The organism is Fontivita pretiosa, from assembly GCF_050410795.1.
In the GTDB taxonomy this organism is placed as follows: domain Bacteria; phylum Planctomycetota; class Phycisphaerae; order Tepidisphaerales; family Tepidisphaeraceae; genus Fontivita; species Fontivita pretiosa.
In genome coordinates, this window is record NZ_CP191258.1 from 3079972 (window position 1) to 3093274 (window position 13303).

The following is a 13303-nucleotide window of genomic DNA, read 5'->3' on the forward strand; positions in this document are numbered from 1 at the left end:
GCATATAAAAGCCGACACCGCTCGGTGATTCAGGTCAACTCTACGTAGCGCTGTCATGCTAGGCTCTGTCTGAAAACTCCGAATTTGCATAAACTGCCGTGACGACATGGAGGTCGCCACTCATGAAACGGCACGAGCTGACGGACGAGCAATGGGCGTTGGTCGAGCCGCATCTGCCGCGGAGCACGGCCCGAACCGGGCGCCCGGCTCGCGATCGACGAACGCTGCTCAACGGTATTTTCTGGATTCTGTGTACCGGCGCGCCCTGGCGCGATCTGCCCGAACGCTTCGGCCCCTGGCAGACCGTGTACGACCACTTTCGCAAGTGGCGAAAAAGCGGCGTCTTTGCCCGCATCATCGAGACGCTGCAGGTCAAGCTCGACAACCAGGGATACATCGACTGGGAACTGTGGTGCGTGGACGGGTCATCCGTCCGCGCCGCCCGCGCTGCGGCCGGGGCTGACAAAAAAGTTGCCGACGGCACCCCGACGAACCCGCCGACCACGCACTGGGCCGCTCGCGAGGCGGGTTTGGCTCCAAATTCCACGTGGTCACTGACGGTGCGGGCACTCCGCTTGCCATCGAAGTCACCGCCGGGCAAGTCCACGAATCGACGCGCGCCGAATCGGTCATCGCAGAGGCGATCGCGACGCTGATCGGCCGACGACGAAAGAAACGCAAGCGTCGCCACAAGCCCCGCAAGCTCGCCGGCGACAAAGGATACAGCGTGCAGCGCGTGCGCGACTGGCTGGCCGAGCAGAAGATCGAGCCGGTGATTCCGCACAGGGAAAATGAGCTGGCTCGACATGATCCGGCGGTGTGGTTCGACCGCCGGGCCTACCGCGGCCGCTGCGTGGCCGAGCAGTGCGTCGGCTGGCTCAAGGAGTTCCGGCGCATCGGAACGCGGTTCGAGAAGCTGGCCGTACATTTCCATGGAATGCTACAGTTGGCGATAATCCGCCGGTATCTCAAACTACTGTTTTCAGACAGTGCCTAGTGTTTCTTGCGCTTTCGATCTGTTCGCTTAAGCTGGTTCAGCGGATCAAGCAGGGGCTTTGTGTGAAATGTGGATATGATCTGAGGGCCTCTCCCAATGGTTGTCCGGAATGCGGCACAGGGATGACCAGCGCACAAGACTCACATCCCAGCCCGAATTGAAGGTGAGGCGAATTCAATGTGACGCGAACGAATAGTTGCACGAGCTTCGACTCCGACGGGAAGGTGACCTCGAGCAGTGGCGATTACGCCAGCGTCAGCAGCGTCGCCCGCGACAGCGATGGCAGGCTGGTGGTGGCCGAGTGGACCGAAGTGCCCAGCACCGGCGACGACTTCAGCCTCGTGCGGTACAATGCCGGCGGCCTGGACCTGGAGGAGCGCTTGTACGCCCAGCAGGACGCCAACTTCAACGTGACCAGCGTGACCGACACCTCCGGCGCGGTGCAGGAGCGGTACCTGTACGACCCGTACGGCGTTGCCAGCTACTTCAACGCGAGCTGGGGCAGCATCAGCACCTCCAGCGGCGTGAACTGGGTCTACCTGCACCAGGGCGGGCGGTACGACGCGATCAGCGGCCTGTACCACTTCCGCAACCGCGACTACAGCCCAACGCTGGGACGGTGGATGCAGCAAGACGGAAACCGGGAAGTACCCCATTCCGATGGCACTAATCTTTACCAGTTCGTTACGTCTAACCCGGCGAGTCTCCTCGACCCCATCGGCCTGGAATCGCTGACTACCAAGTTGAACAAGGCTTTCTTCGGCCTGCGGCTGGTCGGAGGACTTGTTTCGCTAACAATCGCCAATCGCACCATTTACAATTATGAATACTATGATGAGGAAAAAGAAATGTGGGGGCAGCTAAACGGAAACATGCTTGACTTTTATTCGAAGTACCTTCGCGACGTGAAATTGACGGCTGAATGGCAGGTGATCAACGTTTCCGCCAACGCACCGCAGGTCGCGCCGTCGGCAGGCGGGCCGTTCTGGACGGTTACTGGCAGAGCATTCACCTGGGGCTATTGGCTGGGTAGTTCATCAACTGTCAACGCCAATGGGTTCCTCAGAGCTCGCTGTGATCCTAAGAACCCGAATGCTATTCAGATTAAGTCGATAATGGTGCTCTATGATTGGATCGACGATGTGGATGCGAAAAGTCTTTCTGAAATGTGGAGCGATCCGCAGCAGGGATGGGGCAACTGGTTCTTCGAAGGCTTATGGAATTGGGTGGGTGACGGTTTGTTGGATACCGACTACCACGTGACAGTGTCAACCTGGGATATCCGCGACGGGCCGATTACCATTGTGCGCACCCCGCCCACGACGAGGCCATTGGGAGGGAGGCCATGAGCGTCGTCCGACGTCTGTTCGTACTTTTCTCCATCTGCGCTTTGCTCGTCTTCGCGTGGGGTTTATTACATGCGCTCGCTCATTTCGTTCAGAGAGATTTTGCCGGAAGCGTCGAAAGAACATCGATGGTTCCGGTCTGGGGACCGCGATTGCCCGAGTTCGTTCCGAATGCGGGGCTATCTTATATGGGATATACAACGACTCGGGGTGGGGCGTGCATCATTTCATGTAAGGTCGATCTGCTTGACGCTGAGTCCTTCGCCAATGCGCTCGGGTGCAAGCTTGAGGTCGTCGATGCAGAGTACCGCAATGTGCTGTTGCAGCTCCTGAAACAATGGAATTTATACCGTCCCGAATTCGTCGTTCGAGGAGAGCCAATCAGATATGCGTGCGTCTATATTGGGTCGTCTGCGCGTCTACAGTTGTGGTATGGGGGTTCCGATAGGCAGTTGACGATCTGCTTACAGCAAACGCCGAAGCCGTGAGCGATCATGGACTGCGGTCGGTTGGCTGGGCAATATGCCGCAGGTGACGATGTGCCGTTGCCGTCTATGACATTTTCGTCTGTTATATCCCTGACGTTCGGGTGCCGCGACGAAGACTCATCGTGCGATAGAACGTGCGTTCTCATTATGCTAGTGTGCGCCAGGGCTTTCGAAGGACATGTAGCACTGTTTGCGTGAGAGTACCATGAAACGTGACAAGGCTACATTTGGCGTTGCCGTGCGATACGGCGTTGTGAGTGCCGTCTCCGTGGGTCCCTGCACTGCTATCGGCGGCATCCTGGGCAACAGGATTGGCGGGTTGATTTCGCTGGAATCCCATTTGAGTGTAACGGGTGTTCTTGTGGGGTCATCATCAGCCTGATAGCGGCTCCTGGATGTCCCCTAAGAAACTATCTCATTTGACCGGTTCTGGCCGATATCCGAGGTAGGAATCTTACCCCGGAGCCAAGGATGGCCAGAACCAAGCGTCACATCGAGCCGTTGCCAACGATCTGGAGTTGCCCGGATGAGCTTTGGCATCTCAGCACCCCGATCCTCGCCGAGCTGGACCCGCCGCACCGCGGGCATCGACAGCGCGTGGACCAGCGCAGGGCGCTGGACGGGATCATCTATCGGCTCCGCACCGGATGCCAGTGGAACGTGCTGCCCAAGGAGTTCGGCGACGATTCGTCGGTGCATCGCACGCAGCAGCGCTGGATCGAACGCGGCGTGTTCGATCGCATCTGGGAACTGCTCGTGCGCGCCTGCGAGGAACTCGACGGCGTGGACTGGGCCTGGCAGAGCGTCGACGGGGCCATGTCCAAGTCGCGTTTTGGGGGGATCATGTCGGACCCAATCCCACCGATCGAGCGAAAAACGGAACGAAACGCAGCGTTTTGACGGAAGCCGACGGCGGGCCGATCGCGGTGGTCGTGGCCGGCGCCAACGTCCACGACTCCATGATCCTTCAGGACACGCTCGAAGCGGTCGTGACCGAACCGCCCAACCCGGTGACCGAGCAGGAGCAGCACCTGTGCATGGACAAGGGCTACAGCGGCGCCCCCGCCGACGCCACCGCGCGGGTGTTCGGCTACCAGCCGCACTGCAAGCAGATCGGCCAGGAAAAACTCGACGGCCGCAAACGCAAGAAGCATCCCGCGCGGCGATGGGTTGTCGAGCGAACGCACGCGTGGCTGAGCAAGTGTCGCGGCATCCTCGTGCGATATTGCAAGAAGTCATCCAACTACCTCGGCACCATCACACTCGCGTGCGCGCTGCTGTGGTATCGGAGGCTCTGCCGGTTGGGGCAAATGAGATAGTTTCTAAGTGCCTAGATCGTCGTTGTGATAACAAGGGCAATGATTGTAACCCAACGGGCACAGCCGCTTGCTTTAGGTGTAACGACAATCCAAGCACTCGAAGACTCTGCGTTCGTGACCCGGCATCGCCTGGCTGCGGAGCGACCGCTGGCGATGAGGTCGGCACCAACTGCGGCAGCGCGGAAATGTGTCTATGTAATGGTGCCGGAAAGTGCAGCAAGCTGCCATGCGTAGCATTGCACGACATCGGAGACGTGACGGAACCCAGGCCCTGGAACTTCACCACTTGTAATGCGCTTGATCTGCGGAATTCACTGGAACCGAGGGCATGAATGTACCATTACCAACATTTGGCCCGCGTCGTGATGAGTGTAACTGCGTTGCTTTGGACGACCGCGAGTCTTGGGCAGATGCGCAACGGCGAGGCGGTTGCGGGCGACCTTACAACGGAGGATTTGATCGCGGGAGTTCAATCGCGCGCGCAACGCCTCGCGACAAGCAGTTGGCGGTTCTCCGAAGAAGAAGGACCGCTGGAGCCCCTTGGGCCGGCCGTGCGAATTCGAGAAATGCAGGTCATCCGCAGTTCTGGTGGTCGCCTTAGGTTCACGAACAACGAAACGGTGATCAAAAAGGATGGGAAGAGGTCATCGACGTTTGACTATGCGTGGGACGGCTCCCGGCTCACGACCCTTATGGATGAGCCGGCACTCGCGCCAGATCGGAGGTGGCGCGGCCTGATCGCGGCAGACCGCGGGACAAGCGGAGGACAGCTCCTGTGGCGTTGGTTCATCGAAGATGCAACCCCATGTGCCGACGAACCGTTAACGGAGTTACTGCGTCGCGGCAAATGGGTGATCGTCGGGCCGCGCGACATAGGTGGATTCCGCGCGTGGGGATTGCGGAACGCCGAGCCGCTCAAGGAGCTTGAACATGTAACTTTGGAGGTCTGGTTCATTCCGGACCACGACTTCGTGCCCGTTGAATTCTCGGCCGACTTCGATCCTCCAAAAGGCGCATACCAGCATGTGCGAGACGTGGAAATCGAACGTCAAGACGACATGTGGGTAATGAAGAATGCACGAATCCTAGTGGTGAACCCGCTAGTTCCCCGCGGCTATGCAGCGGGCAACCTTCTGGTCTATCACCTCAAAGCGTTTACTCGGAGCGTGGACCCGGAGAAATCGGTCTTTTCGCTGAAATTTCCTGTTGGCACGGGCGCTTGGGACGACATAGGCAAGACGAGTTTCATAGCTGGGATAGCCGTTGAGTTCACGCGCCCGGACGGAACGCACTGGTACGCGCCGATTGACCGATTTCCTCAATACAAGGCGATAACGGACTACGCGCGGGGTCTCACACCCGAGGAGTGGAAACGAACGGAGCGCAGTCGTCAAGTTGAAGCGTCGCTCGTCGATGCTCCATCTGATGCGCCGCCACCCCCTACGACGGCTGACAAATAGGAGCCAGTGAGGGAAAATCTAAGGGGTCGGGAGTCTTTGTTCGGGATGAGCGCCGCGTGTGGCCGGATCAGCCTCCTGTCGCGCTCTTTGACAAGTGAACAGGTCACGCGGCATCCTGGAGTACATCGGCAACGCCAACTGGAACGTGCTGGGGCTTCTCAGCTCGCTGCCGGATGGCGGGGTGCTCGCCGAGCGCTACGAGTACAGCCCTTACGGGAACCGGACGGTCTTAAGCCACGGCTGGCTGATCGCGGACATGAGCCACGAGGGGGCGATCGACGCGACGGATTACGCGATGATGGATGATGCGATGGTGAACCAGTCGGGTTCGCAGTGGTTCCACCGGGCCGACTTCGACGGCAGCGGCTCTGTGGACGCGACGGACTCGGGGGTACTGGACGACATGTTCGTGAACCGCCCGAGCCTGCCGACGGGGGACGCGGGGATGTTGGCCAACCCCACCGCCGGCACGTTCCGCGGAGTGGTGACCAGCTACGGCATCGGCTACCGTGCGCCGGGGCCGCTGAACGAGTTCGGGCGCCAGGGCCTGCATCACGACGAGGAGTTCGGGCTGGTGTACAACCGGGCGAGGATGATGCATCCGATCCTCGGGAGGTTCGTGCAGAGAGATCCGATGGGGTACATCGATGGTGCCGATCTCTACCAGTCTGTTATCGCTAATCCTCTCAATCGAACTGACCCCAATGGTACCGATGCTGGCTGGGCTCGCCATGGTATGGGCGACGCGTGGGGAAGATGCAGGTGCGGCCCGGATGTCACGGGAGCGCTTCTCGATATTCTGGATCGGGTGGTGGGTGCGTGGCGTCGGATGAACGCAACGCAGCGGAAAGCACTCGACGACAGTTATTACAGCAACGTAGCATCGAACTGGGACATCACAGACCTGGCCGCCCGGATCACCGACGCTCCGGAGTGCCCGAGGAAGTTCAACGGCGTTGACACGGTCACCGTGAACAGCACGTGCTATCCACAAGAGGAGGTGAACTACTGGCTTTACGGGATCTGGACGCGTCTTAGCGGCAAAGACCCGGCGTGGGCGATAGCTCGTACCTATGGGTGGCGCTACGCAACTCGCGGAGGGACGGGCATCCCCGGGCGGACCGCTTGGCTGACTTGGGGTTATTTGCTTATGTTACCGTCTCAGCCAATTGAAGGGCATCTGAACAACTTCTGTAAGCCGTGCTATACGTACGTGCCGAAGTTGAAGTTCTTCATTGGCGCGCCGCCTCTAATCAGCGATGCGACGCCCGTTCCAGTACCACCTCTGGGTCCTCCGGCTCCTCAACAGTAACGGCGAGACGAGGATGAAAACGACACTCCCTTATGCCACGCTGACGCGCCCGCCGCGCTGGATGCACACTGGGTCCGCTGCACTCTTGGTGAGTGCTCTGGGAAATCTACTCGCCGCTGCGTTGGTCGTGCATACGCTGTGGAACGTACCGACCGGTACTCGGATACGGCCGCTGAACCTCGTCATGTACGAGATGGTCATGGCGGTCCTGACGGCTGCGGTGGCCCTACCGCTGGGGATTTTGGCTATCAGTGTGCGGCAGCACGGGCGACGGCATTGGTTCTCCGGCCTACTGGCGATTGCGCTCGCGGCGATGCCGTTCGTGACCTTTTCGGTCGCGCTGCGAGCGATAATGCAGTGGCGTGGTCTCGTGGACGCCGGTTGAGCCTGAGGAGGCTGACGATGAACGCAGGGTACAGAAGGTGACCCCAACTTCTATCCAAGGATGGCTTGCAAAGCCGGCTCTTTGACAACCGAAGACGACGGCCAGAGCATCGTCGAGGTGCGCAACGGCTCGGACACCGTGCTCAAGCAGCTCGTGTGGGGCACGCAATACATCGACGAGCTGGTGCAGGTGGGGATCAATCAGGACCTGCTGCCCGACAGCAGCGAGAACGTGTGCGAGCGGTTGTTCTGGGCCTGCCGTGACGCGAACTGGAACGTGCTGGGGCTTGGCCAGCTCGCTGCCGGATGGCGGGTCGGGCCGGGATTGTGCGGCAACGGGGTCGCACATGGGCCGTGTGCTTGTGCAGGTTACGCGGCTTTGGGCACGGAGGGCGCGGCGGCGGGCATGGGCAGCGTGGTCGCCGAGACTGAGGGCGCGATCGCCGGGGGCGTGGCAGTCGTCGCGACGAGGTCGGGCGTGGGCCTGCGGATCAGCCGCGACAGCAGTTTCTGGCCGGCCAGTGCGACGTCGCGCGTCAGCCGGACCCAGTTGCCATCGATGAGCTGGCGGTGCAGGACGACTGCGGCGCAGGCGGCGCGCTGGCGCAGGCTCAGCCAGCCGTACTGAATGCTGCGAAGGTATTCGAGCATCAGCCGCCATTCGGGAAAGCCGATCTGCGCGGCATGTTGCATGAGCGGCGGTGTGATGGCCGTCATGTGGCGGTTGCGTGGGGAGCAATTCGCCAGGCCGAGGTTGGATCCCGACGGATCGCATGCCAGCAGAATCGCTTCGGGCACCTGTACGAATCGCCCAACCAGCGCCAGCCTCGCCAGGAAGACGCGTTCGGCGGCGGGATGGTCGGCTGGCGGGGGGATCAGCTCAAGGGCGGCACGACGGAACAGGCCGAGAAGCTCGATCTGGTCGCCGAGCGCGTGATTGGCCAGCGCGATGGCGGCGAAGCGCTGGGTCGGACAGTGCGAGTCGCTGGCGAGTCTTGCGTGATGCTGTTGATGGATCTGTTGTTGCTGCTCGAAGCGCCGGGCGTGGGCGAACGCCAGCACCGCCGTCGAATCGCGGTCCAGTGCTTCGACACATCGCTGGATGAAGGTTGATGGCAACAGCTCCCCGGGCATCGCCCACTTGAAGAACTGCGAGCCTGCGCCCAGGCGGCAGGCCCGCTGGCGGTTATCGGCCATCCTGATCGTCTGCGGCAGGCGAGTGTAGATCACGCGCTTGTCACGCCGGACGAACTCACGGCAGATTTGCTCGCTGGCGTCTGTGGAGGCGTTGTCGCAGATCACCAGCTCAAGGTCCGAGAAGGTCTGGGCCAGGATCGATTCAATGGTGCGTGCGAGGTGTTGTTGTGCGTTGCGGAGGGGCATTGCGATGCAGACGCGGGGACGGACGCGGGTGGTGATGATTGCTTCATCCAGCAGCACGTAGTGATCATCGTCACAGTCCAAGGGGCAGGTAAGCGGCGATGGGGCGCGCATGCCGTGGCGGCGCGGAGTTCGGATTGGTGGGCCGGCCGATAACTGCGGCGAAAACACACCCCCATGGAGGGTCAAACGTTGCGTTTGATGGTGAGGTAGACGACAATACCGCGGTGACGCCGATGAACAATGCCGCGCCGCACACGCCGCTGAAGCTGGGTGACGTCCGGCGGGTTTTCCGCCTGATCGGGGAGGTCCGCGAGTTGGGATCGGACCCGAAGCAGTGGCGGCCGCACATGATCCGTCGTCTTGGACAGATGCTGGGTGCGGAGATCGTGGTCAGCTCGGAGATTCACTTTCGCAAGGCCGCTGGGACGGGCCGGATGCGGGTGATCGACATCGGGTGGGGTTGCGATTCCGAAGGTCATGTGTGGCAGATTCACACGGAGCGTCAGGACGAGACGCCGGATGCATACTGGTTGCTGGCGGGCAAGCCTGCGCCGCCGGCCGGGGGCGGGGCCAGGGGGTCGTCGAAGAAGCCCGCGCCTGCGCCGCCGCCGGGGGCGGTGGAGGAGCTTGTGCCGGTGAAGCCGGCGCGACCGCTGTACGGCGGGACGTGCTTCATCCTCTCGCAATACGCCCTGCCGCACGCCGGGGCGGTGGATCAACTGGGCCTGCATCGTGCGTCAGGGGATCAGCCGTTCACGCAGGCGGAACATCGGCTGGTCAGGCTGTTTCACGTGGAACTGGGTCGGCTTTGGCGGAAGGACGCGATCCGCCGGGCGCAGGACCCCAACGCCGATCTTCCTCCGCGGCTGGCGCAGACGCTGGAGGCGCTGCTGGAAGGCGCCAGTGAAAAACAGATCGCGATCAAGCTGGATCTCAGCCAGCACACCGTACACAACTATGTCAAGGCGCTTCACCAGCGGTTTGAGGTTTCCAGCCGCGGCGAACTGCTGGCCAAGGCGGGCAAGATCCGCGCCACATTTCTTCCCCAGTTGAGTCTTCCACCGGAAAAGCAATCCTGAACATAATTCATGGCATGAGCCATTTACCCCGGGCGCAGGATCGGGCAACAGTTGTTGCCTGCGGGCGCGGCGGTGGCAAGGGTCAACCGGCGAAACAGCCGACACGGCAGCACTACGGAGTTGGCCAAGGCGATGAAGGGTAAGCCCAAGAAGCTCGGGCGTGAGAAAGACCTGACGCGGCGATTCGTCGCGGGCGAGCTGGACGAGGACCTGATCGATCCGGTCCAGCGGTTCACGACCCGCAGCAAATATCACCAGCAGACCAAGACGCTGCGCACGGCGCTGATGCGCGCCGAGGAGCAGGCGGATCTATCCGACCTGCACACGCTTCCCATCGGCCAGGTCGTACAGGTCTATTCATTGTATTGCGACGTGGAACATGAGGGACAGACCTGGCTGTGCGTGGTGCGCAAGACGCTGGCGCAGGTGCTCAAGGGAGACATCGTTGTCGGCGACGAGGTTCGTTTCCGGGATCTGGGGACGGTGAACGAATCCGGTCGTCCCGAGGGAGTGATCGAACAGGTGTTGCCGCGCCGAACCGTGCTGACGCGTGCCGACAGTTTCAAGCAGCTCGAGGCGCATCCGATCGTGGCCAATGCTGAACAGATGCTGATCGTGGCGAGCCTGCGCGAGCCGGACGTGAAGTGGGGGCTGGTCGATCGGATGATCGTCGCGGCGCAGGCGGGCAAGCTCGAGCCGATCGTGTGCCTGAACAAGATCGATCTGGCGCGTGACTCGGCTTCTGGGCAGGGGGGCGCTGCGGCGAATCAGTTGGAAGAGGATCAGCAGTGGCTGTTCGCGCAGGAGGCGTTGCGACACTATTCATCGCTGGGCATCCGCACGCTGCAAACTTCGGTGCCGCGGGGTGTGGGTTTGGAAGAGTTGCGCGAGGTGCTGCGGGGGCGGACGACGGTGCTGGCCGGCCACAGCGGCGTGGGCAAGAGCAGCCTGATTCGCGCGCTGGAGCCGACGCTGGACATCCGCATCGGGGCGATCAGCGGATACACGGGAAAGGGGCGGCACACGACAACCTCGGCCAGGCGATACGCCTTGAGTTTCGGCGGGTACGTGATCGACACGCCGGGCGTGAAGCTGTTCGGGCTGTGGGGCCTGAGCGAGCAGAATCTGCTGGAGTATTTTCCGGACGTGTCGGGGGGCAGCGCCCCGCCGTGGCGGCAGGCCAGCTACCAGCGGATCCTGCAATCGCTGGCGACGGGGCAGGCGGCGGGCGAGTAGCGTTGGGCGGCGGAATCGGTTAACCTGTTGCAGCAAGCGCTTGCTGCAATGAGAGGAACCCGTGACCTTGCCCCCTGCACCACCCCGGCGAACAACGACCGCCACCTTCATCGATCATCCGCCCGACGGCAACGCCTCCGCCTGCGGTCATGCCTGGCCTTTTCAGGATCCCGATCTGGATCCGGAGCGTCGGATCGACAACGCCCTGTCGCTGATGACGCTGGAGGAAAAGATCGAGTGTCTGAGTACCAACCCGTCGGTTCCGCGGCTGGGCATCCGCGGCACAGGCCATATCGAGGGATTGCATGGCGCCGCGCTGGCAGGCCCGGCCAACTGGGCGCCCAAGCCGCCCGTGCCGACGACCAGCTTTCCACAGGCGATCGGCCTGGCGATGACCTGGGATCCGGAGCTGGTCCGTCGAGCCGCCGCCGTCCAGGCCTATGAGGCGCGGTACGCGTTTCAGAATCCGCAGTACGCCACCGGTGGACTGGTGGTCCGCGCTCCCAATGCGGACCTGGGCCGGGATGTACGCTGGGGACGCACCGAAGAATGCTTCGGCGAAGACGCGTTTCTTGCCGGCAGCATGACCGTCGCGTTCGTGCGCGGCTTGCAGGGCGATCACCCCCGCTACTGGATGACCGCGCCGCTGCTGAAGCACTTTCTGGCCAACAGCAACGAAACCCTGCGCGAGCGGTCCTCGTCGGATTTCGACCAGCGCCTGTTCCAAGAGTACTACTCGGCGCCGTTTCGCATGGGGATCGTCGAAGGCGGCGCCAACTGTTTCATGGCCGCCTACAACGCCCACAACGGCATTCCCTGCACGGTGCACCCGGTCCTGAAGAACGTGACGATCGACCAATGGGGGCTGGATGGAATCATCTGCACCGACGGCGGGGCACTGAAGCTGCTTGTGACCGCGCATCGTTACTATCCGGATCTGGCGCAGGCGGCGGCGTGGTGCATCAAGTGCGGCATCAGCCAGTTCCTCGATCAGTTCCGTGATGCGATCAAGCAGGCGATCGAGCGAAATTACCTCAGCGAGCGCGAGATCGAGCAGGCGGTGCGGCGCAACTTCAGGGTGATGATCAGGCTGGGGCTGTGGGATCCGCCGGAGATGGTGCCTTACGCAAGCATCGGCGCCGCTGTTCAACCACCGGGCGCTGCCGTGTCGCGCGGTCGCGATGGCGAGCCATGCCCGCCGTGGCTTAGCGAAGCCCACAAGTCGCTGGCAAAGCTCGTCACCCTCAAATCCATCGTGCTGCTGAAGAATGCGAACGCGGCGCTGCCGCTGGATCGCTCCAGGCTCAAGTCGATTGCTGTCATCGGCAGGTGGGCCGATCAGGTCATTCCCGACTGGTACGGCGGCGGGCCGGCGTATCGCATCACGCCGCTGGAAGGCATCCGTGCCAAGGTCGGGGCGGATGTGACGGTCGCTCATGCGACCGGCGGGGATGCTGAGCAAGCCGTGAAGCTGGCGCGAGAATCCGACGTGGTGATCATGGTCGTCGGAAACCATCCCACCTGCGACGCCGGCTGGGCCAGAACCATCTCTCCGAGCATGGGCAAGGAAGCGGTCGATCGCCAGTCGCTGGAGCTGGACGAGCAGCCGCTGATCCGCCGCATCTACCAGGCGAACCGCAGGACCATTGTGGTGCTGATCAGCAGCTTCCCCTATGCGATCAACTGGACGCAGCAGCACATTCCGGCGATCGTGCACATGACCCACTGCAGCCAGGAGACCGGCAGCGCGCTGGCGGATGTGCTGTTCGGGGACTACAACCCGGCTGGGCGGCTGGTGCAGACCTGGCCAGGATCCCTTGATGACCTGCCTGACCTGTTCGATTACGACCTGCGTCGCGGGCGGACGTACATGTACTTCACCGGCCAGCCGCTGTATCCCTTCGGGCACGGGCTGAGCTATACCACGTTTGTCTACTCGAATCTTTGCGTTTCTGAGCAGACGATTGATGCTCAAGGCCAGATCACCGTCAGCGCCGACGTGACCAACAGCGGCGATCGCAGCGGCGAGGAGGTCGTGCAACTGTACGTGAGGTACCTCGATTCGAAGGTGGATCGTCCGATCAGGCAACTGGCCGGGTTTGCGCGTCTGGCGATCGAGCGGGGGCAGACCGTGACGGTGAAGATTCCGCTGCGGGGCTCTCAGCTCGCGTACTGGGACGCGGCCCAGCGCGGCTGGCGGGTTGAGCCGGGGCGCGTCGAACTCATGCTCGGTGCATCCTCCGCCGACATTCGTCTTCGCAGGATCATCCAGGTGATTGGGCCGAGTGCAATGTGAACC

At 62.0% G+C, this 13303-nt stretch carries 8 protein-coding genes and 2 pseudogenes; 9 read left to right on the top strand and 1 reads right to left on the bottom strand.

Annotation, left to right across the window (positions count from 1 at the left end; all coding sequences use genetic code 11):
* The first annotated feature begins 122 nt into the window (after positions 1 to 122).
* The 6 genes and pseudogenes from ACQS5P_RS12430 to ACQS5P_RS12455 all read left to right on the top strand — a co-directional run bounded on the left by ACQS5P_RS12430 (position 123) and on the right by ACQS5P_RS12455 (position 7307).
* Positions 123 to 997, top strand: a pseudogene (locus ACQS5P_RS12430) (IS5 family transposase).
* Between the two features lie 179 nt (positions 998 to 1176).
* The gene (locus ACQS5P_RS12435; RefSeq protein ID WP_428936935.1) at positions 1177 to 2346 is read left to right on the top strand and encodes an RHS repeat-associated core domain-containing protein; all 1170 of its coding nucleotides are present in this window, start codon (positions 1177 to 1179) and stop codon (positions 2344 to 2346) included.
* A 956-nt stretch (positions 2347 to 3302) separates the two neighbouring features.
* Positions 3303 to 4150, top strand: a pseudogene (locus ACQS5P_RS12440) (IS5 family transposase).
* A 332-nt stretch (positions 4151 to 4482) separates the two neighbouring features.
* The gene (locus ACQS5P_RS12445; protein WP_428936936.1) at positions 4483 to 5610 is read left to right on the top strand and encodes a hypothetical protein; all 1128 of its coding nucleotides are present in this window, start codon (positions 4483 to 4485) and stop codon (positions 5608 to 5610) included.
* A 94-nt stretch (positions 5611 to 5704) separates the two neighbouring features.
* Positions 5705 to 6922, top strand: a complete 1218-nt coding sequence (locus ACQS5P_RS12450) for an RHS repeat-associated core domain-containing protein (RefSeq protein ID WP_428936937.1) — start codon at positions 5705 to 5707, stop codon at positions 6920 to 6922.
* Between the two features lie 13 nt (positions 6923 to 6935).
* Positions 6936 to 7307 (top strand): hypothetical protein, encoded by a 372-nt coding sequence (locus tag ACQS5P_RS12455; RefSeq protein ID WP_428936938.1) that lies wholly within the window; start codon positions 6936 to 6938, stop codon positions 7305 to 7307.
* A 368-nt stretch (positions 7308 to 7675) separates the two neighbouring features.
* Here ACQS5P_RS12455 and ACQS5P_RS12460 read toward each other — a convergent pair whose 3' ends face one another.
* Entirely contained in the window at positions 7676 to 8770 is a 1095-nt protein-coding gene (locus ACQS5P_RS12460; protein ID WP_428936939.1) for a glycosyltransferase family 2 protein, read from the bottom strand.
* Positions 8771 to 8922: 152 nt separating this feature from the next.
* On the opposite strand from ACQS5P_RS12460, the gene ACQS5P_RS12465 reads away from it, so the two are divergent.
* From ACQS5P_RS12465 to ACQS5P_RS12475, 3 genes are all read left to right on the top strand, one after another.
* Positions 8923 to 9768 carry a helix-turn-helix transcriptional regulator gene (locus tag ACQS5P_RS12465; protein WP_428936940.1) on the top strand — a complete coding sequence of 282 codons (846 nt, stop codon included), beginning with the start codon at positions 8923 to 8925 and terminating at the stop codon, positions 9766 to 9768.
* A 51-nt stretch (positions 9769 to 9819) separates the two neighbouring features.
* Positions 9820 to 11004, top strand: coding sequence for a ribosome small subunit-dependent GTPase A (gene rsgA / locus ACQS5P_RS12470; protein ID WP_428936941.1), 1185 nt, complete (start codon positions 9820 to 9822; stop codon positions 11002 to 11004).
* A gap of 67 nt (positions 11005 to 11071) precedes the next feature.
* The gene (locus ACQS5P_RS12475; RefSeq protein WP_428936942.1) at positions 11072 to 13300 is read left to right on the top strand and encodes a glycoside hydrolase family 3 C-terminal domain-containing protein; all 2229 of its coding nucleotides are present in this window, start codon (positions 11072 to 11074) and stop codon (positions 13298 to 13300) included.
* The last annotated feature ends 3 nt before the right edge of the window (positions 13301 to 13303 follow it).

What these genes read in the sequence shown, in the direction of transcription:
- ACQS5P_RS12445 (WP_428936936.1), top strand. Translation starts at nt 4,483, where the DNA reads ATGTACCATTACCAACATTTGGCCCGCGTCGTGATGAGTGTAACTGCG.
- ACQS5P_RS12455 (WP_428936938.1), top strand. Translation starts at nt 6,936, where the DNA reads ATGAAAACGACACTCCCTTATGCCACGCTGACGCGCCCGCCGCGCTGG.
- ACQS5P_RS12465 (WP_428936940.1), top strand. Translation starts at nt 8,923, where the DNA reads ATGAACAATGCCGCGCCGCACACGCCGCTGAAGCTGGGTGACGTCCGG.